Origin of the sequence: Croceitalea marina, from assembly GCF_042684265.1 — a bacterium.
Lineage (GTDB): Bacteria > Bacteroidota > Bacteroidia > Flavobacteriales > Flavobacteriaceae > Croceitalea > Croceitalea marina.
On record NZ_JBHULB010000078.1, the window covers coordinates 60221 to 80295 of the forward strand.

Sequence of the window (20075 nt, forward strand, 5' to 3'; positions counted from 1 at the left end):
CTTGGTCTTAATTTCTACCGGACATTACACCACCATCTGTATCCCAAATAGCTCCTGTAACCCAAGAAGCTTTGTCCGAAAGTATGAATGAAATTGTATTTGCCACATCTTCTGCGCGACCATTTCTTCCAATTGGGTGAAAAGCGTGGAAATTCTGTAACGCATCATTGGCTTCTTGTTTTCCACCAAAAACACTTTCATAAACAGGTGTTTCTACTACTGCAGGAGAAACCGCATTAACACGAATTTTATAATCTGCTAATTCCATTGCTAAATGCTGTGTTAGACTATGTAGACCTGCTTTTTGCATAGAATATGCTGAAGAGGGAGTTGCTTTCACTGATTGCTTTGCCCACATAGAACCTACATTTACAATAGCTCCTCCTTTAGTAGCTACCATTTTTTTAGCAGCAGCTTGTGTTATAAAGAAAAACCCTCTGTTTAAATCTAAATAGGAATCGTAGTCAGCTTCTGTATGATCTAAGAAAGGTTTAGGGCCAAAAATACCTGATGCGTTTACCAAGTAATCTAAGTTATTCCAACCAGAAATTACGTTTTGCAAAGCATTTACTTGTTCTTTACTTGTAATATCAACTTTGTGGGTTTTTAAGTTGTTGTGAGCTTCATTTTTAAATGCTTCTAATTTAGAATCGTTAGTACCTACAATATGGACTTCAACACCTTCTTTTAAAAGATTTTGAGCAGTTGATTTACCAATACCACTGCTGCCTCCTATTATTAATGCTCTTTTCATTTTTCTTGATTTAAGATTAATGGGAGCGAAATTACATTATGGCAATCAGGAATTTATGTCATTATAAGAGAACAAATGGTAATTTTAGGAAGTGTATATGTTCTTAACCAAGGTGAAATACATTGTATTTATAGAATTAACAAGGATAAAAAGTCTATTATTGAATGCATTAGTTTCCATAGAAATAACCGTAAATCTGATAGAGAAAAAGCCCTATACCGGCAATCACCAGATAAAAATTGGTTGCCTTGTAAAAAGCTGAATAGCTTTTTTTTGATTTCCAAATGGTAATTAGAAAAAAAATGGGGATGAGCGCCATTACCTGACCAAGTTCGACCCCAATATTAAAGCATACTATTTTCGAAAAAAACTGTGTTGTACCCACATCAAAAGACTGTAGACGGGTGGAAAGCCCAAAACCATGAATAAGCCCAAAAATGAACACCATCAACAATAGATTTGGCGATTTGGTTTTCATGTATTTTTCAAATCCTCCTAAATTTTCGAATCCCTTATAAAGCACACTGAGGGCGATAACAGCATCTATCAAGTGCTCATTGGCCTTGACACCTAAATATGTTGCACCAATAAGTGTGATGCTATGCCCAATCGTGAAAATGGTTATGAATCTAACTACATCCTTAAGCCCATTTAAATAAAAGACTACACCGGCCAAAAATAGTAAATGATCGTAGCCAGTAATCATATGTTTTGCACCAACGTAGATGTAAGATAAAAGTCCTCCCTTATCCAATATTTCTTGGTCGCTAGGGCTTACTCCATGGGCCAAAAGTAGTAGTGGGAATAGAAGAAATAGTCCGCTTAGCACATATTTTTTAGTGTTCGGCATCTTTATTTTTCTTGTTGAAACATAAAAATAAAATACCAATAAGAACAAGGCTACCTATTATAAAAATGTATGTGGTATAGTTGCTTTCGTGCTGATGTTCATGGGTATGTGTATCTGCACCATGGGCATGGGTCACCTCAAAAGTTAGGGTAGACCAGTTAGACTCGTGGGTCAATCCTTCTTCCTCAGTTTTAACCAGATGAATGGTCTGAAAATACCAAATACCATCTGCAGATAGATGTGCTTTTACAATACCTTCCGCATTTGTTCTAAGTTTTTGACCAGATGTATGGGTATGTGATTCTTTGTTTTCTTCCGGTTTATGGGTATGAGACTCAACATCGTCTTTATGGGTATGTTTTAAACTAGCATTATTTTCCTCTGTATCATGACTATGAGATTCGGAATTGTCATGGGCACGGCTATTTTCATAGGCTTTGTAGTCAGCATAGACCAACTGGTTTGCCAATGGCTTGCCGTTTAATAGCAGTTTTATCGTTAAACTATCACCTGTATGGAGTTCATAAGGATTCTCGACGGGGATAAACTCAATGGGGTAGTCCAAGGCCGTTTGCCAGTCATCAGTTGTGGTATCACCAACCTGAAAAATAGTTTTAACGTGCTTTGAATATTTTTCAATAGCTTTTGATTCTAAAGCATAATTCTTTTTGCGCCATTCCAACATATCATAAATACCTTCATGTTCTAGGTAGTCATTGAAGGATTCAGCGCTCATTTCAAGAGACCTGGCTTTGGTGGATACTCCTGCTACATATGTGCCTGCTTTCCCTGTTTTAAAATTCAGCAATGTGACACTGTCTTTTTCGGTCCATTGTGCGTCGGTAACTTTTATTCGAAGACCATTGCTTAAAATACTTGCATCAAGCATTCTGTCTCGCGTGATGATATTTTCACTTTTTTCAAAAGTACCGTTGAAAAGTTGCAATGCAACAGCGGTATTCGGTTCTAAAAAGTAGGTATCTAATTTAAAAAACATGGTGTGGCTACTAAACAAGCCAATAACGAGGATTGCAACGAATGTTTTTTTCATAATATCTTGGATTTTGTTTCCCAAAAAATTAGGAAATCCTGATTTCCTTCTTACCTACGCAAAAAACACTAACCGAGTTTTACAAAAAGCCCTTCATCCGTTTTATTTACTTCGGCTAATTTGTTTTTCGTCAATTCTTTTATGGATTTATCCCACTTTTTGTTGGATAAGCCTGACTGATCTTTTAAGTCGGTCAACAAAATTTTTTCTTCCTTTTTGAGTGTTTCCCATATCATTTTAGCCTCATCAGTCAGTTCGACCGCTTTTTTCTCAGGGCGCATTTGTGGGAAGAACAATACCTCTTGAATAGAAGAATTATTGGTCATTAACATTACCAATCTATCAATGCCAATACCAATACCCGAAGTAGGGGGCATACCATATTCTAAGGCTCGCAAGAAATCTTGATCGATAAACATAGCTTCATCGTCACCCTTTTCTGATAGTTTTAACTGGTCTTCAAAACGTTCGCGTTGATCAATGGGGTCATTCAGCTCCGAATAGCAATTGGCCAATTCTTTTCCGTTTACCATTAATTCAAAACGCTCTGTCAATGCAGGGTTGTCACGGTGTTCTTTTGTCAACGGACTCATTTCTTTGGGATAATCCATGATGAAGGTCGGCTGTATGTAATGGTGTTCACATTTTTCTCCAAAAATTTCATCAATCAATTTACCAACGCCCATCGTTTCATCAACTTCGATACCCAAACTTTTGGCAACTTCCCGTAATTCATTTTCATCCATTCCGGCAACATCATGCCCTGTATGGGCTTTTATGGCTTCCAAAATAGGTACTCTGGCATATGGCGCCTTAAATTCAATTTCATTATCACCTACAGTAACTTTAGAAGTGCCGTTAGCGTCTACAGCAATTTTCTCCAACAGCTGTTCGGTAGTCTCCATCATCCAATGGTAATCTTTGTAAGCAACGTAAAGTTCCATTACCGTAAATTCTGGGTTATGGGTACGGTCCATCCCTTCGTTTCTAAAATCTTTAGAAAACTCATAAACACCATCAAAACCACCCACTATTAACCTTTTAAGATATAGTTCGTTTGCAATTCTTAGGTATAATGGAATATTCAATGCATTATGATGGGTTAAGAATGGTCTTGCCGCAGCGCCTCCGGGAATAGGCTGTAGTATAGGCGTTTCGACTTCTAAATAACCACGCTCATTATAAAATTCACGAATGCTGTTTGTGATTTTAGTACGCTTGATAAAGGTTTCTTTTACTTTAGGGTTTACTACCAAATCAACATAGCGTTGACGGTAGCGCATCTCTGGGTCATTGAATTCATCGTAAGTATTACCTTCTGCATCGACCTTAGGCAATGGTAGTGGGCGTAAGGCTTTACTAAGTAGTGAAAAGTTTTTCACCATCACCGTTTTCTCACCAACTTGGGTAGTAAAGAGCTCACCTTCGACCCCAATGATATCGCCAATATCCAATAATTTTTTGTAGACATCATTGTATAGTGTCTTGTCTTCACCAGTACATATTTCGTCTCTGTTGAAATAGACCTGAATACGACCTTCACTATCTTGTAATTCTGCAAAGGAGGCTTTTCCCTGAATTCTTCTTGACATCAATCGACCAGAAATTACGACCTGTTTGCCTTCAGAAAAGGCATCTTTTATGCTTTTTGAGGTAGCATCTACAGGATATAACGCCGCTGGGTAAGGGTCAATACCCATTTCCCTAAGCTTGGTTAGTTTTTCTCTACGTACGATCTCTTGTTCCGATAACTGCATTGACTAAAAATTAAAGCGCAAAATTACACTTTTGCGCTTTAATTATAGGCATGTGAGTCCGCTCACTTTGATGAATAGTTGGGTACGTAAGTTTCTCCACTCAAAATAGCCAGTATATCTTCTTCTAACGAAGCTATAGGGCTTTCAACAATACGATTCGCTTCTTTGCCATTTTTAAGGAAAATCAAAGTAGGGACTTTAATAATATTCAGGCCTTTTTCTTCCCGACCAGGGCTCTTTTTGTAAAAGCCTTTTCTTCTATCCAGAGCTATGATTTCAAGATTTTTTAGTGGAAATTTTGCTTCTTTTAAAATTTTGATGATTCTTGGTGTTTCTCTTTTGCTGTCGCCGCACCAAGTTCCTAGAAACAGCTTGATATTGAAGTCTCCAATTGATTTTTTCATCATTTTGGTCAATGATTTATCTACCTCATAGTTGTTGTATGATGGTGTAAACCACGCTTTGTAGGGTTCGCTTTGAAGCCCTTCTAAATTGATAGGGCCTACCAAAAATTGAAGTCCTTTTTCAGTTTTAATTTCTTGATTGATTTTTTGGGAGTTGCCAAGGGTTAAACTCAATAGCAAAACAAAAAGAAAATATGTTTTCATGATTTCTAGATTTAAGTCCAAAAATCAGGCTTGAGTGTTGTTAAAAGAAGCTTTGTCGGGTTGAAATAGGTACTAGACCCCCGGTTGATTTTATGTTTTACAATAGAGTTTTAATTTCTTCTCGTGAAGAAACATGTAGTTTTTTATAAAGGCTGTTTATATGTGTTTTGACAGTACTTAGGCTAATAAAAAGTTCGTTGGCAATTTCTTTGTTTGATTTTCCTTCTGCTATTTTAACCATGATAGTTCTTTCTTGTGATGTAAGTATATCAAAAGGGTTTTTCTTTTTGTTTCGTTCACGCCTTTTAAAATTGAAATACGCCACTTGAATTATCAAAAAGAATAGCCCTCCCCATAACAAATAGGGCCAAAAAGAGCTTCTTGCATTTTTATCGATATGGTTAATAAGCATTTTATCTGCTTCAAGTTCATTTTGAAACTGAGATGTGAAAGAAGCATTTGCGTATCTGCTATTAAGCCTTAAAGCCAATTCTTCGTAGTAGGGACTGATTTTAACATCGCTCAAATAAAACGAATGTGTTTCGTTGCCCCGGTCAGAAAGAAAGTCATAAATATAGAGTTCGGCGAGCGGCTCATCGTTTGCTTCTCCAAATTCTTTAAAAGTTCTAAACCATTTTCGAAGATTGAGTGACTCATTGGCTTCACTATTATAAGTCATAAAATCAAGAATCATTTCTTCTTTCAGACCTTCAATTTCGAGCAAAAGATCAGAACTTTTATTGGTGGAGGCTATTTCGCATAAAGCTTGGTCGTTACTAAGTAAAGGAAAATTAATACTATCTCCCTTTTTGGCTATAAATAAAACACGTTGTGTATTATAGCAATCCTTCAGAAAATGACTCCCTCCTGAGTTTGTTTCATTGCATCCATCAATATGTATGCTATAGATTCTGTTTTGAGGTGAGAGGTTATCCCCTTCAAAAGTAAAATATCCAAGACTGTCCGTTTTTGTTTCTTTTAGTACCTGATCTGCATATACGCGAGAAGATTTTCTGTAGTTCTCTATCAAAGAAAGGTATACGGATTGATTTTCATACCCATCGGTCACTTCACCGGTGAACTGATATTGTGCCTTAACGAGCATAATATTAGCACAAAACACAAATAAAAGTATTTGCTTCATTGGTTAAAAATAATGGAATTTAATGTAACAATTTCAAGATTAAAGAGACTGATGTTATACATCAATCAAAAATCAAAGAATGAGTTTCTGGAGAGTACTTTTAGCTATTTTATTTCCGCCCTTATCTGTTATCGGAAAAGGTTGTGGTTCTTTTTTAATTGTTTTACTTTTAACCTTTTGCGGATGGGTTCCCGGGGTTATCGCGGCCTTGGTAATTTTAAACAATACCAATTAATACTTATGAAAAAATTTAAACATCTAGTCCTATTTTTACTCGTAGGGTTGGTGGTCGCATGTAATTTCACCGAAGAAATTTATGTAAATGAAGATGGTTCTGGTAAGCTTTCAATAAATTTTGACGGCAATGAATTCATGGCCATGATGAGTTCTTTAGATACTTTAAAGCAAGAAGAGGCAATGGATTCTACTATTGTTTTTAAAGACTTATTGAAAGCAAAAAGTGATAGTATTTCTAAGTTGCCCGTGACGGAGCAAGAAAAGCTTAAAAACTTAGAACCTTTTAGCATGCATATGGTTATGAAGCCTGAAGAGCAGCTAATGAAGTTTGAACTTTATAGAGAATTTAAAGATATATCTAAAATCAACGATGCTTTCAATACATTTCAAAGCGCGAGTTCTTTGAGTCCAACTCCTGGCGCGAACAGTGCCCAAGCTCCTCCAATGGGTTCCTCTAATCCAGCAACGAAGGTCGAGTATAATTTTGCAGGCAATAAATTTTCTAGAACGACCAAAATAATAGATCAAGAGCTATTCAAAAAAAGTATTGATAGTATAGCAAGTGCCGAAATGTTTTTATCAGGTTCTACATATACGTTCAAGTATCATTTCCCGAGACGTGTGAAAAATGTAAATGTTGAAGGAGCAACATTTTCTATGGACGGTAAAACGATGATTTACGAGGTGAACTTTTTAGATATGATGAAAACTCCTGAAAAGCTTGACCTGCAAGTTGAACTTGAAGACTAGATTCGTCTGCGTATCTTTGCAGTATGAATAAGAAAGTCCTTCTACAAGACTTAGGAAATAAAGATTATAAAGAGACTTGGGAATATCAAGAACTACTTTTCAAACAAATTCTAGACCTAAAAATCAAGAATAGGAGAGAGGGTTTAGAACTAGAAACACCAAATCATTTTCTTTTTGTAGAGCATCCCCACGTGTATACTTTGGGTAAAAGCGGAGACATGAACAATCTTCTGGTTGACGAGGCGAAGCTCAAAGAAAAAGAAGCTACTTTCTACAAGATAAATAGGGGAGGAGACATAACCTATCATGGCCCAGGGCAAATTGTTGGCTATCCTATTCTAGACTTAGATAATTTCTTTACAGATATTCACAAATACCTCCGTTTCTTAGAAGAAATGGTGATTTTAACCTTAGCAGATTATGGCATGAAGGCAGAACGCTCTAAAGGTGAAACCGGTGTTTGGTTAGATGTGGGCACTCCGTTTGCGCGTAAAATCTGTGCGATGGGCGTTAGAGCTTCGCGATGGGTGACCATGCATGGTTTTGCATTAAATGTAAATACAGATTTAGGTTATTTTGATTTGATGATTCCTTGCGGAATTAAAGACAAGGCCGTAACCTCTTTAAATGTAGAACTTGGTCAACCAAAGGTTGATATGGAAGAGGTGAAACAAAAGCTGCTTCGGCATTTTGAAGAGCTTTTTGAGGCTTCGATTTTAAAAGAGAAAACCTCGGTTTAGTACCGAGGTTTTTCTTCTTTTACTTACTGTATTTTGTAAGGACAGTACTGCCCATAAGTTTGCCGCTCTTGTTATAGCTTTCTTGTTTTATCATTCCTACTCCTTCGGCAAACCATACCCTTGACGGAAAAGATTGGTTTATCATCATAGCTTTTACATTGTTATCGGTGTATATGACATAACAATCAAAAGTGCCAGCGGAAGTGGTTATACTTTCTTTTTTCTCTACTTTTCGGTTGACCAAATCTATTGTTGTATTGATGTTAACGCCACTCATGCTGATCTTTAAGGTAACGTTCGCATCGGATAATTGTTGGCCGACACTAAGGTTGTTCGGTAGTTCTAAGTCGGTACCTGAGATATCCATTTCCATATCTTTATATTGTTCGAGCATAGTTGTTGGTACCAAAGACTGGTAATCTACCGTCACCATATTGCCTGTACAGGTGAACTCATAGTCTGTTTTATAAATCTCTTTGCCTTTTTTGTCGTTCAGTTCCATAGCCATGGTCGCAGAAGTGTTTTCTCCAATAGTTGAAACATTGGTAACCTGATATGAAGCGGTTCCATCAGATTTTCCTTTTCGATCATAGTTGGTGTATTCAAAAGAAGCTCCCTCAATCATAGGGTAGTATTTGCTGCAATTCGCTTGACCTAGTCCGAATTGAACGAAAAATAGCGATAGTAGTGATGCAATAATTAGTCTTTTCATTTTCATGTATTTGATTGGATAATATACAAAGACTTACTTACAGTTTTCAGCTAAATATGTATATGCTGCAGTAAAAAATGTATAGAAAGGGCTAATTCATCTTGTAAACAATAATGCTGTTTTCTTGGTCTTTAGCAACAAGTTCTAGTTTTTTATCACCATCCATATCAACCATGTCTACTATAGAACTTCCATATACTGGAAAGTTCGAAATGGGTTTGGCTTGGCTATCGTACAAGTATATTTTTTGATTTTGAATATCGGTAACAGCTACATATATTTTATCGTAGATATAGAAAATTTTAGGTGCAGTATACACTCCCAGTTCGAGTTCAACTTTTTTACCTTTAACACTTAAGATATTGTCATTGATCAAAACCAAGGTCTTACTAGTAGCATACATGCCATGGTCTCGATTTAGATTAAAGTTAGTGGCAATTACTTTTCCTTTTGTGTCTATTTGATGCAAAACACCTTTTTTATCGGTTAAAGAAAATTTGTTCTTGTAGAGAAAGATTCCATTGTCCGAAAAGTCAATTTTGTTAGCGACCTTAACCCTATCCTGGCCCGCTCGATGTCTTATTTTAAGGCTGTTGTTTTCTAGCTTAAAGAGCAAGTAATCCTTCTTGTTTATTTGAAAATGTTCTGGGGCAGTAATTATAGAGCTTTCGGCTTCTTTATAGGTAAAACCATCAACGACATCTCCTTTACTATTGTACATAAAGACTTTTCTGCCTTGGGTAACCAAAAAGCGATAGTTCTTGTTTTTGTCATAATCAAAAACCGCAAGAGGATTAAGATTTCCGCCTTCATAGGTTTTATGAAAAGGTTTTACTTCTTCCCCATTTCTATCTAATATCAAAAATTGATTATTGGTACAGAATGCAAGTTGCAATCTTCCATTTTTATAAATATCAACCTGATGAATTTGTCCCCGTATTTTGCCATCTAATTGTTTTTTCCAAAGCACTTTGCCGTCAGAAGAAATGAGGTATAGAAAATTGTCCTTATCCTGAACGACAACTTCTTGCTTATTCGTGCGATGATTTTTCACAAACTGAGGGTTAGTTGCCAAGTCTGTATCAAGTGCAACTGTAAAAAGTGGACTTACGGAATTCGTTGTAGTCTCTTTTTTGGTTTTGGAAGCTACCATATTTAAGTGGTAAAAATTTACGTCCGCAACTAGCTGAGCTGCAAAAGTATATTCAGAGAAATCTATATTTTTTACATCTTTATAGAGTTGTGATGAAAAATCTAATTCCAAGAAATTCTGCAATCCTTTTTCATTAGCGATAAATAATAATGAAGATTCATTGGCAAGAGATGACTTTGCAGAAAAATAAGCCTCTGTCATATTAAAAGTAGTTCCACTTTTAGTATTCGCTATGATGCTCTGCAAAACTTCTTTTTTTGAAGCAAACACAAAAGCGTTGTCCAGTACACTATAAAAATTAGACTCAAAATCTTTCACCAAAGGTTCGAACCCCGAAGAAATAAAGTTTTTATTGGTTAAGGCAATGATTTCTGCTCCCTGATAACTAGACGAACCAATATTGAATTGATTTAGGGACGTTGTCAAGTTATCTACACCAAAAGAGTTAAGAACAACAGCTTTTTCTTTATTAAGGTAAATTATACCTACTTCTTCTATGGTGTTGAATAAGGTATCTCTTTGTTGTGCTCTGTCTAAATATTGTTTTTGGTTTGCTGTAAAGGTCTCGTGGTTGTTAAAACTAAAGGATAAAATGGCATCAATATTTTTAGGGGCAATAGTTGAAACTCTTTCGGTTACTGGGAGTGTACCTTTAAAAAGATTCACAAAATTTTGTGTGGAGTCCTTGGCAATTGCGATGCCACTTAAAGAAGCTTTGTTTAGATCGGTGCTAAAATCAACGCAAATCCAATTTGAGAAAGTGCTTATTGCCTTATCATGATTCTCATTCTTTAAATTACTAGAAAGTAAACTGGCTCCTTTTTTTAGATTTACAATAATGGATGCGGATTTCGTATTGTCCGATGTATCAAAAAGTTTTCTTAGTTCATCGGAAACTTTTTTGTTTTTGCCAATTCGAATAAAATTTTCCAAAAGCATTTGAGAAGAACTAGCCACTATTTTACCGTCTATCTCAAAAACAAATAGGAGTGCTGTATCTAAATTATATTTTTTAACTGTTTTGGTTTCATAAATAAAGCTTTCAACCGATTTGTTTGTGGTTTTTTCGAGGTCAAAAAAATCAGGATTGTTATCAGAAACGAATAAAAACTCAAAATTATCTTTTCCCAGTTCATAAAAACCAATAACACATTCCGTTGAAGGATTTAAAAAATTGACGCCATCTACTCTTTTCGCAATCGTATTGAACAGTATTGTTTTACTGGTTTTTGAAAAGAACTCACTGTTTTTAAGTTCACTCTTAAAATTAGATAGATTATTGATTTTAAGTATTGCGGCGGCATCTTGAGGTAGATAATCTAAAATTGAATCGGATAGTATGGTCTTTTGGGTACAGGAAATTATGAGTAGGAGAAGAAATAAAATGCGAAACTTCATTTTTCAAGACTTTAAGCCCAAATTTACAGCCTTTCTTAGATTTCTAAAGTTAATTGCTCGGGTAATTGTTTAAAACTCCTTCTATGGTATTTTGTGAGTCCGTATTTGCGTATTGCCTCACGATGCCCTTTTGTTGGGTAACCTTTGTTTTTTGCCCAGTTATATTCAGGGTATTCCTCATGTAACTTCAACATATATTCATCTCTATAGGTTTTTGCTAAAACAGAAGCGGCCGCGATACTCATATACTTGCTATCTCCTTTGATAATGCATTTGTAAGGTATGTCTTTGTATGGTTTAAATCGATTTCCATCTACCAAAATCAATGAAGGTTTTTTTGTAAGCTGATTTAGCGACTTATGCATGGCAAGAATAGACGCGTTTAAAATGTTGATTTTATCTATTTCATTCTCAAAAACATGAGATACCCCAAAAGAAACTACTTCATGTTCTATTATCGGGCGAAGTAATTGTCTTTTGATTTCAGATAATTGTTTGGAGTCATTTAGTATTGGGCTTGAAAAATCACTATTTAAGATTACCGCAGCAGCGGTTACCGGGCCGGCCAAGCAACCTCTACCAGCTTCATCTGTGCCCGCTTCGTTAAGAAAATGATAAAATTTCTTCAAAAAAAACTTAAAAAAGTTAATAAATCATTAATAATCTTTTAAAGTTATCATAATTGGCGTTTATATGATAAGGGATTAACTACAATTTTTAAAGTTCTATCAAGTTACTAGGCTTTTTTAGAAAAGTTAAGGCATTGGAATTAAAAGTATTGACCAAATCTTTTTTTCTTTTCGGAAGAGGTTTAATGGTGCCATTTTCATTTTGGAAGTATAAATCAGACTTAATTTTGAGCTCATCTTCCAATTCCACGTTTAACAATGCTGAGTCTGATGGCGCTTTATTGAGTTTGATTTCAAAAAAGTCATAAAGTCTATAATTTCCATTGACAACTCTTTGAACAAAGATGGTTTTTCCATTTTTAGGGTTTTTAACACTAACGAAGGATTTGTTATCAAAAATGATTTCTAAATTATTGACTTTGCCAATAGCGACAATACTTCCCTCCTTTTTTGCCTCAATTTCTTTGGTAGCTGCGTTATACCTAACTGGAATTAACATCTTTTGTTTTGTCTCGTGAAATAAGATTGTTCCAGGTAAAAACTCTTGATTTAGGTATGTAGAGCCATCAGGAGCTTTATCTGGACCAGATACTATTCTTACAGACATAAAAGCCATATCAGAGTAGCTACTTAGTTGATACGAAGGGCTATTATCCTGGTTGTTTACCACTTGACAAATTAGAATATTTGAAATGCTAAAGACTATTAGCAAACTGATTTTGCTAAATAAATTGGGACTTAAACTATAAAAAAGGTTTTTAATCATAATTATTTTGCTTTAGCGATTAGGTGGGTCGCCTAATTTATAAAGATGGGGAAATCTAAATTGTGAGACCCAGCTTACATAATTTTAATTAGTTGACTCTAAACTGAAAAATTTCAGAAGTGGATTTGTTCTCCGCTCTATCTGAGGTGATTATTTTCCAATAGTAAGTGGTGCCAGAAGTTACTGCAATATTATCTAAATTTCTTTCCGGACCGTTACCTACTAAGGTCGTGGGATTAGTTTCTGTGCCAAAAAAGACTTCAAAAGAAGCGATATCATTATCTACATCACTCGCTTCCCATTCAAGATTAACAGTAGTGGTGGCTGTCAAATTTGCTCCTCTACTTGGCGAGATAGCTTCCGCAGGGAAAGGAGCATGACTTTCTATACCAGGGCCTTCATTAAAAAACTTGAAAGCGCTACTTGTCGCAGTTTCATTTACGCCAGTAGCCCTTGAAGTTACCGACCACTCGTAAGGGGTCCCTCTGTCAATAGTAATTTGAGCACTCGTAGTAGTTGAATTAGTAGGAAAAGAAGCATTAGTGTTTAAATTCCTTAAGTTAACGGTATAACTATCTGTATTCTGTGAAGCGTTCCATTGAAAGTTAACAGTACTTTTGGTAATATCTGTTGAGCTCACAACCCCTTCGTTACATTCCGTATTATTTTCTGGAAACACTAGGGTCACGGCACTAGGAGGTGTTACAACAGGAGGGGGTGGGGTGTCATCCGACCCCCCAGAACTACTACTTGAACAGCTAGATATTACTAGTGAAAAACATATGAGCGAACTAATCTTGTATATATTTTTGAGTATCATTTTTTTATGATTTTGTAATTTAATAATGTATTATTTGCTTTTAGGTTCAGTAGATAGATGCCATCGGCCAAACCAGATATGTTTAGTCTAACATTACCATTGTTGGCGTTATACTTTTTTCGGAAAACTTGTTTGCCACTTATGTTGAATATAGAAGTTTCAACATCATTTATGTCGAGTGAGCCTAAAAATATATTTAATTCACCATCATAAATTGGATTTGGATATACAAAAATATCGGAGGTTAGTACAACCCTTTCTTCATATATACCTTGGCAATCTTTTTCTGTTTTTACTGATAAAGAATTTTCCACTTTGGTTAATGGCAGTGTAATACTACTTTGTGTTGTAGTAAACCTTTCATTATTTAAAGTAATTATATAGGATTCCGCACCTGATAAACTTAGGGTTATTTCATTATTTAAAGAATTAACTTTTGAGGTTACGGATAAGTCTTCTGGTTGTTCAATCGCTACCTCAACACATCGTAAATAATCTGCTTGACCTGCCACTGTAAAACAAACTTCATATGTTCCTGAAGCAAGGCCCGTAAACGAGGTTTCAGTATTAAAATCTGCACTTGAACTCGAACCATTCCCTGTTAAAGTAGCAGTGTAATCAAGCGATGTCTGCGCTACGATATTAATTGAACCATTGTCAGAGGAAATACACGACTCTCCAATTGCTGAAACACTAAAGTTATTGGATGGTAGCGAAAAAATAGCACATCCATCGACATTTACGGTTGAGTTTGGAGGAGTACTATTGCATGTATCAAAGGCATTAGGCACACCATCATTATCTATATCATCGTCGCAAACGTCGCCTATACCATCATTGTCAAAATCTTCTTGCCCAGGGTTTTCAATTAAAGGACAAATATCATTACTGTCTAAAATGCCATCATTGTCATCATCTGTATCACAAACGTCTCCTTCACCATCACTATCGGTGTCTAGTTGGTTTGCATTGCCTATTAGCGGGCAATTATCATCCACATCTAAAATGCCATCATTGTCATCATCCTCATCATCTTGAAAGCCTTCAACTTGAAAATTGTCTATAATGGCTCCCTCTTGATTAACTGCTGGATCTGAATGGAATACAATTCTGAATATTACATTGCTTTCTCCTGTCAAGTCAGTTTCTCCTAGAGCTGCATTGGCATTAAAATCATATGCGTATTCGGTCATAGTGGCATTCGTACCAAGCCATTGCGCACCAGGACAGTTTTGACAATCATCATCAGCTCCAGAACTGGCGTTTGTTCTGTCGCTATTGTACCAATTTGGTTGACTTCCCAGTTGACCTAAAACATTCCAATTTTCACCATTGTCAGTAGTATATTCAACATAAACTACATCAAAATTATTTTCAAGGTCATAAGCCATATCAAATTTAAGTACTGGTGCAGTAATTGACGAAAGTTCATAGCATCCACTTAAAATAAAACCTCTTGTAGCGTCTGGGTGATTTCCGTTTAGGGTTGTTCCATAAACTTGGTTTCCAGAATCTTCGGTATTCAGCAAAACACCAGTTGCAACTCCTCTTTCCCAAACACTTCCATCGTCATCAGCGTTATAAGTTATTAAAGCTGACTCTGGGGTTTCAAAATCAAAAACAGCTCCACCATTTGCAATTTCACTCGGTAAAATGGTAACAGATCTTGTGTTATTATCGGAATAGGCGTCATTAGTAATCGTTGTGGTTGCATTGAATTCAATTACCGATTTTTCAGTTAAGACTATAGCTGGAAGTTGAATAGTAGATGTTTCCCCGCTATTAATGGTGCCATTAAAAGTGAAATTTTGATTTGCTCCATTGTTAACGGAATAGACAATGTCTATTTGATTAATAACATTTAATCCATTATTTTCTACAGTAAGCTCCGGAATAATTTCTCCACAATTAATCAATCCTTCATTAGGGGATAAAGCGGTAAGAGCAATATCATTATCGGGAGTTTCAATAGGAATAGCCGATTGCCATACACCGCGACCGTATGTGCTTGCAATTATTAGTTCGTTATTCAAGTCAATCTCTATGTCGCCTACTGCAACACTGGGAAAATTTGTAAAATAATCTTCCCACTCGGTTATAGTATCGTCTAATCTGTAAACACCCAAGCTGGTTCCCACATAAATTGGATTGGTAGTGTTTCTCCCTTGATGTACGATTGAAAAAAAGGCTTGATCGGTTGGTAAGTCAAAAGTTATATTTTCACTTGAAACCAAATTGTTACCGTCTACTTCAACTTTGAAAACAGACCTACCTCCTGGCTGGCCTGCTTGTGAGGTTCCAACTCTAGCGGAAGTCGTTAAGTAAACTATATTACTATTGTTGCCGTTGATTGCGATATCAGAAATTTGGGTTCCAAAACTATCTATAAGTTCAAATGTTACACCGGCATCTTCACTTCGAAATAATCCATCGCCGTTAGCTGCATACATTATCATCGGATTATTTTGATCAATCTCTAGATCATCGATATTGCCACTGCCAATTAAACCTGAGTTTTCTACCCAAGTATTATTAACTAACTTGTATACCTTATCATAAGCTGAATATACTTCACCTTCACCATCGACGGCTAGGGGAGTAATCCAATTTCCGTTAAGATTTCCTGAATCTCCGCGAGGTGCACTAACGGTTGAAACAGTTTCTCCTAAATTGTTGGTTATAAATAAAAACCCTCCATTTTGTGTAAAACCATAGGCAATATTTGAATTGGTAGGGTCTATTTCATAGTCCATTCCATCACCACCAGTATAAACATTCCAGTTATTGTTATTAAAAACAAATCCAGCATTATCCTGAGTTCCACCCACAATTCTGCTGGAATCGTTCTTCCCAATAGATATTCTGTAAAATTGCGATACTACAAGGCCGTCAGAAAAATTAGTAAAGGTGTCACCTCCATTTTCAGACATATATAATCCTCCATCGCTTCCGCAGAACAGTTGATTTCCAAAGAACTTAAGTGTATGAATATCCGCATGAGTGTAAGCAACATCGTTAACATTCCAATTGTTTAATTTGTTAAAGCTGTCCCCACCATCCGTACTTTTCCATAAATTAAGTACGCCAGTGTATATTTCGTTTTCATCGGTAGGTGATACGACCATAGCCAAATCGAACCAAGCTTGAGAAGATTCAAAAACATTTGTAGTATTCGCGGTTTCTGTAAAAGATTCTCCGCTATCAACAGATTTAAATAATCCTCTATATGGAGAGCTGTTATTAAATTTTCCAGCGACCAAAATATAGACCACATCAGGATTAGCTTCACTTACACCAAGAACCATTCGTCCTTCATTAGTTGGTAAAATATCTATTATCTGATTAAAAGTATCTCCTCCATCAGTTGATTTATAAAATTCGGTAGTCGCAGCAGAATTTAGTGTAGCTCCTGTATCTCCAGAAACAGCATAAATAGTATTGGAATCTCCTGGTTTAAGGATAAAATCCGTTATGTTTCCACTTTGTCTAACTTCCCAAGTGGTTCCCCCATCAATTGACCTCTGTAGGCCTTGAGTTCCGGCAACCCAAATGGTATTGGAGTCGTTTGGGTCGACTACAATTTCATTAAGCACGTCAAATTGTGTTTGATTTGATGGATTTAACCCGGTTTGATTCCAAGTTGTTCCACCGTCCAGAGATTTAAAAACACCGGCGCTAAATGAGTCTGCTGCGTCATCATCTCCGGTGGCGATGTATATAATGTCTGAATTGTTCGGGTCTATGGCAATACCCGAAACACCGATTTGTGGAAAATCATCGAATAAATTTGTCCAATTGAGGCCTGCGTCCGTTGACTTCCAAATACCGCCTGCTGGCGCTCCAGCATACCAAATGTTCGAATTATTTGGGTCTAGTTTGATTGCATTTATTCTCCCCTGTCCAGGTAATGAACCTGATAGTACTCCAGTTGCAAATGGCCCTATGGAAGACCAATTACTTACCGGATTTACAGGACCTAAACTCCTACTTTTATTTTCCCAAGTATTCCATAATTCCCTGGCGGTTGGCAAGTAGCCCTTCGAATCGGCAAAATTTGTCCAGTAGCTTTCCCATCTTTTGAATGGCTTGTAACCACTTCCCTTAGCATTTTTATCTTTATCCAACCAGTAGTCTTCAAAAGCTTCAGAGATTTCGTCAATCGAATAAACTGGTCTGTCCGTGTTTTTATTTGTTTTAGAACTTTTTTTTAGTTCTTTCATCCATGGAGCGTTTTGATTGAATTGTGCAGTTAGCGATAAACCGCATAACGCCAGAATAAAAGTGTAGTGTAATTTTCTTTTCATTTGAATATGTTTGCTATCGGGTCTCAAAATATGTAAAATATATCCAAAAATGAAAACTTTACTCCTAAATTCTTTGAATGGAGTATTTTATGGCTTTATTTGGTTTTGTCCCTAATTTTTTCACATTTCTTTACCAACAAAAAAATTACCTTTGTCAAGCAAGCAAGAAGAATGAAATACTTTCCTTTAGTTATTGTCTTATTAATTTTATTACCATTAAATGCTCAAGTAAAACCTAGTATTGGGCCTGTAAAAAAGGATTCTGTTCAGAGTGATTCTACAGATTTTAAAGGAAGTTTTATAAAGTCCGAACAAAAAGAACAATCCAAAACTTTAACAGTTGCAGATTACAAAATTATTTCTTTTGAGAGAGACACTTCTTTTTTGGATACCACTTTATCCATTAGAAAGGATTATAAGTACAATTACTTACGTAGAGATGACTTTGAGTTGATGCCATTTTCAAATGTCGGTCAGCCCTATAATTCTCTGGGTAAGAATTTTGATAATCTTTCTGTATATCCTAAAATAGGGGCTTCGGCTAAAAACCAAAAATATTTAGAGGTTGAAGACGTGCGCTACTTTAATGTTCCTACGCCTTTAACCGAACTTATGTTTAAGACGACCTTTGAGCAAGGTCAGTTTTTAGATGCGATGCTCACCTTAAATACCTCAAGAAGGTTAAATGTATCAATTGCTTTTACAGGTTCAAGATCCTTAGGCAAGTATCAATTTAACCAAAGCGAAGCCGGTATTTTTAGAACTACCTTTAATTATAGAACGGCTAATAATAGATATTGGGTAAGAGGGCATTATGCCTCACAAGATATTGAGACGGAAGAAAATGGAGGGATTGCAGAAAAAGCCCTACAGTTTGAATCTGGTGAAGAGGAGTTCTTGGATAGGTCTCGAATAGATGTTTTATTTAATAGCGCTAACGGTCAGTTAGCTGATAACCGAATTTTAGGCAAACGCTATTTTTTAGACCATCAGCTTAATTTGGTCAGGCCTAGAAAAGATTCTACTAAGACCAAATCTACGCTTTTGGCCATAGGGCATCGATTCAATTACGAGTCAAAGTTTTACCAATTTAATCAGAATTCGCAAAGCGATAGTTTTGGAGCTACGTTTATAGGCCCCATTGCGGATAGGTCTACTTTAAAAACCATGTTTAATGAGGTTTCAGCGATTTTCTCGAATAAAACGCTTGGTTCGCTTTCTGGAAGTGTAAGTCTTTACAACTACAATTATTTTTTTAATAGTCTTTTGGTATTAAGTGATACTCAGACTATTCTAAACAAGTTGGAGGGGGAAGAAATTTCTATAGGAGGGGACTATAAAAATAAGATTGGACCGTTAAGTTTATCCGGTAGATTACGCTACAATCTGTCGGGAGAATTAGCTGGTAATTTATTTGATGCTTTGGCAACATATAATATATCGTCTAATAGCAGTGTAAGTGGAGGTATACACGGTTCTTCAAGAGCCCCTAATTTCAACTTTTTGCTTTACCAGAGTGACTATGAAAATTTTAATTGGCAGAATGATGGCGTTTTTGAAAAGCAACAAATACAATCTATAAGTTTTGGTTTTGATTCTAAGTTTTTAGGAAATCTCTCTGCCAAGTATTCAGCTATCGACAACTATACTTATTTTGCTTCAGGGGCTACTGAAGAACAGATAGCCGCGGGGCAACAGAATGCTTTTGTAAGGCCGCTGCAAGAATCGGAAACCATAAACTACCTTAAGGTTAAATATCAAAAGGAGTTGAAATGGAGAAAATGGGCTTTGAACAATACCTTAATGTATCAAGAAGTTTCGCAAACGAATCAGGTTCTAAATGTTCCCCAATTTGTAACTCGTAATTCTTTATATTTCTCTAGTGACGTTTTTAAAAAAGCGATGTTTTTACAAACTGGGGTCAGCTTTAAATATTTCACGTCTTATAATATGGATGGTTATCATCCATTATTGGGCGAGTTTTATACCCAGAATAATGAAGAATTAGGTGGTTTTCCTTTAATAGACTTTTTTATTAATGCTAAGGTTAGGCAGACACGTATATTTTTAAAAGCAGAACATTTGAATACTATTTGGGGTAAACAGTACAATTACTACGCTGCGCCAAACTACCCTTATCGTGATTTTGTAATACGTTTTGGTTTGGTTTGGAATTTCTTTTCATAAAAAACAAGCTTATTTTTTATGCTAGCTGCTGGAAACCAGCAAGATGATTTTTATGTTGCAAAAACATCAAAAAAATAACTTGAGAAGTTTTGCTGAGTTAAAAAAAGGTTTTTATATTTGCACCCGCTTTGCTAGATAAGCAGGGTAATTTTTGAGGGTTGAGGGCCTATTATGGGTTCTTTTTTTTCGGAAAAGATTAAGGAGTAAAGAAGTTC

16 protein-coding genes are annotated in these 20075 nt (G+C 36.0%); 4 read left to right on the top strand and 12 right to left on the bottom strand.

Annotation, left to right across the window (positions count from 1 at the left end; translation table 11 throughout):
• Positions 1-7 precede the first annotated feature (7 nt).
• The 6 genes from ACFSQJ_RS15840 to ACFSQJ_RS15865 form a co-directional block, all read right to left on the bottom strand.
• Entirely contained in the window at positions 8-754 is a 747-nt protein-coding gene (locus ACFSQJ_RS15840) for an SDR family NAD(P)-dependent oxidoreductase (protein ID WP_377767934.1), read from the bottom strand.
• 169 nt (positions 755-923) lie between these two features.
• Positions 924-1604 carry a HupE/UreJ family protein gene (locus ACFSQJ_RS15845; RefSeq protein ID WP_377767935.1) on the bottom strand — a complete coding sequence of 227 codons (681 nt, stop codon included), beginning with the start codon at positions 1602-1604 and terminating at the stop codon, positions 924-926.
• Positions 1591-2655 carry a DUF4198 domain-containing protein gene (locus tag ACFSQJ_RS15850; RefSeq protein ID WP_377767936.1) on the bottom strand — a complete coding sequence of 355 codons (1065 nt, stop codon included), beginning with the start codon at positions 2653-2655 and terminating at the stop codon, positions 1591-1593. Before ACFSQJ_RS15850 ends, ACFSQJ_RS15845 begins: the two co-directional genes overlap by 14 nt.
• A 68-nt stretch (positions 2656-2723) precedes the next feature.
• Positions 2724-4412, bottom strand: a complete 1689-nt coding sequence (lysS, locus tag ACFSQJ_RS15855) for a lysine--tRNA ligase (protein WP_377767937.1) — start codon at positions 4410-4412, stop codon at positions 2724-2726.
• A gap of 62 nt (positions 4413-4474) precedes the next feature.
• The gene (locus ACFSQJ_RS15860) at positions 4475-5020 is read right to left on the bottom strand and encodes a TlpA family protein disulfide reductase (protein WP_377767938.1); all 546 of its coding nucleotides are present in this window, start codon (positions 5018-5020) and stop codon (positions 4475-4477) included.
• A 97-nt stretch (positions 5021-5117) separates the two neighbouring features.
• On the bottom strand, positions 5118-6164 hold the full coding sequence (locus tag ACFSQJ_RS15865; RefSeq protein WP_377767939.1) for a response regulator transcription factor: 1047 nt from the start codon (positions 6162-6164) through the stop codon (positions 5118-5120).
• A 79-nt stretch (positions 6165-6243) separates the two neighbouring features.
• Here ACFSQJ_RS15865 and ACFSQJ_RS15870 point away from each other — a divergent pair, with 79 nt between their 5' ends.
• Genes ACFSQJ_RS15870 through lipB form a run of 3 tightly spaced genes read left to right on the top strand, consistent with a single transcriptional unit; the run spans position 6244 to position 7891 of the window.
• A complete protein-coding gene (locus ACFSQJ_RS15870) occupies positions 6244-6399 on the top strand; it encodes a YqaE/Pmp3 family membrane protein (RefSeq protein WP_377767940.1) in 156 nt (51 codons plus the stop codon).
• Between the two features lie 5 nt (positions 6400-6404).
• Positions 6405-7151: a hypothetical protein gene (locus ACFSQJ_RS15875; protein ID WP_377767941.1), complete on the top strand. Its 747-nt coding sequence runs from the start codon at positions 6405-6407 to the stop codon at positions 7149-7151.
• Between the two features lie 23 nt (positions 7152-7174).
• Positions 7175-7891: a lipoyl(octanoyl) transferase LipB gene (gene lipB, locus ACFSQJ_RS15880; protein ID WP_377767942.1), complete on the top strand. Its 717-nt coding sequence runs from the start codon at positions 7175-7177 to the stop codon at positions 7889-7891.
• A 19-nt stretch (positions 7892-7910) separates the two neighbouring features.
• Here lipB and ACFSQJ_RS15885 read toward each other — a convergent pair whose 3' ends face one another.
• The 6 genes from ACFSQJ_RS15885 to ACFSQJ_RS15910 all read right to left on the bottom strand — a co-directional run bounded on the left by ACFSQJ_RS15885 (position 7911) and on the right by ACFSQJ_RS15910 (position 17673).
• Positions 7911-8603, bottom strand: coding sequence for a TapB family protein (locus ACFSQJ_RS15885; RefSeq protein ID WP_377767943.1), 693 nt, complete (start codon positions 8601-8603; stop codon positions 7911-7913).
• A gap of 91 nt (positions 8604-8694) precedes the next feature.
• A complete protein-coding gene (locus ACFSQJ_RS15890) occupies positions 8695-11154 on the bottom strand; it encodes a ribonuclease HII (RefSeq protein WP_377767944.1) in 2460 nt (819 codons plus the stop codon).
• Positions 11155-11189: 35 nt separating this feature from the next.
• Positions 11190-11783, bottom strand: coding sequence for a ribonuclease HII (locus ACFSQJ_RS15895; protein ID WP_377767945.1), 594 nt, complete (start codon positions 11781-11783; stop codon positions 11190-11192).
• Between the two features lie 88 nt (positions 11784-11871).
• Entirely contained in the window at positions 11872-12549 is a 678-nt protein-coding gene (locus ACFSQJ_RS15900) for a hypothetical protein (RefSeq protein ID WP_377767946.1), read from the bottom strand.
• Positions 12550-12637: 88 nt separating this feature from the next.
• The gene (locus tag ACFSQJ_RS15905) at positions 12638-13369 is read right to left on the bottom strand and encodes a hypothetical protein (RefSeq protein ID WP_377767947.1); all 732 of its coding nucleotides are present in this window, start codon (positions 13367-13369) and stop codon (positions 12638-12640) included.
• Positions 13366-17673 (bottom strand): T9SS type A sorting domain-containing protein, encoded by a 4308-nt coding sequence (locus tag ACFSQJ_RS15910; protein ID WP_377767948.1) that lies wholly within the window; start codon positions 17671-17673, stop codon positions 13366-13368. The genes ACFSQJ_RS15905 and ACFSQJ_RS15910 overlap by 4 nt, the downstream gene beginning before the upstream one ends.
• 171 nt (positions 17674-17844) lie before the next feature.
• Here ACFSQJ_RS15910 and ACFSQJ_RS15915 point away from each other — a divergent pair, with 171 nt between their 5' ends.
• Positions 17845-19860: a putative porin gene (locus ACFSQJ_RS15915; protein ID WP_377767949.1), complete on the top strand. Its 2016-nt coding sequence runs from the start codon at positions 17845-17847 to the stop codon at positions 19858-19860.
• Positions 19861-20075: the final 215 nt, after the last annotated feature.

What these genes read in the sequence shown, in the direction of transcription:
- lysS (WP_377767937.1), bottom strand. Translation starts at nt 4,412, where the DNA reads ATGCAGTTATCGGAACAAGAGATCGTACGTAGAGAAAAACTAACCAAG.
- ACFSQJ_RS15865 (WP_377767939.1), bottom strand. Translation starts at nt 6,164, where the DNA reads ATGAAGCAAATACTTTTATTTGTGTTTTGTGCTAATATTATGCTCGTT.
- lipB (WP_377767942.1), top strand. Translation starts at nt 7,175, where the DNA reads ATGAATAAGAAAGTCCTTCTACAAGACTTAGGAAATAAAGATTATAAA.
- ACFSQJ_RS15840 (WP_377767934.1), bottom strand. Translation starts at nt 754, where the DNA reads ATGAAAAGAGCATTAATAATAGGAGGCAGCAGTGGTATTGGTAAATCA.
- ACFSQJ_RS15885 (WP_377767943.1), bottom strand. Translation starts at nt 8,603, where the DNA reads ATGAAAAGACTAATTATTGCATCACTACTATCGCTATTTTTCGTTCAA.
- ACFSQJ_RS15890 (WP_377767944.1), bottom strand. Translation starts at nt 11,154, where the DNA reads ATGAAGTTTCGCATTTTATTTCTTCTCCTACTCATAATTTCCTGTACC.
- ACFSQJ_RS15915 (WP_377767949.1), top strand. Translation starts at nt 17,845, where the DNA reads ATGAAATACTTTCCTTTAGTTATTGTCTTATTAATTTTATTACCATTA.
- ACFSQJ_RS15870 (WP_377767940.1), top strand. Translation starts at nt 6,244, where the DNA reads ATGAGTTTCTGGAGAGTACTTTTAGCTATTTTATTTCCGCCCTTATCT.
- ACFSQJ_RS15875 (WP_377767941.1), top strand. Translation starts at nt 6,405, where the DNA reads ATGAAAAAATTTAAACATCTAGTCCTATTTTTACTCGTAGGGTTGGTG.
- ACFSQJ_RS15905 (WP_377767947.1), bottom strand. Translation starts at nt 13,369, where the DNA reads ATGATACTCAAAAATATATACAAGATTAGTTCGCTCATATGTTTTTCA.
- ACFSQJ_RS15900 (WP_377767946.1), bottom strand. Translation starts at nt 12,549, where the DNA reads ATGATTAAAAACCTTTTTTATAGTTTAAGTCCCAATTTATTTAGCAAA.
- ACFSQJ_RS15845 (WP_377767935.1), bottom strand. Translation starts at nt 1,604, where the DNA reads ATGCCGAACACTAAAAAATATGTGCTAAGCGGACTATTTCTTCTATTC.
- ACFSQJ_RS15860 (WP_377767938.1), bottom strand. Translation starts at nt 5,020, where the DNA reads ATGAAAACATATTTTCTTTTTGTTTTGCTATTGAGTTTAACCCTTGGC.
- ACFSQJ_RS15910 (WP_377767948.1), bottom strand. Translation starts at nt 17,673, where the DNA reads ATGAAAAGAAAATTACACTACACTTTTATTCTGGCGTTATGCGGTTTA.
- ACFSQJ_RS15850 (WP_377767936.1), bottom strand. Translation starts at nt 2,655, where the DNA reads ATGAAAAAAACATTCGTTGCAATCCTCGTTATTGGCTTGTTTAGTAGC.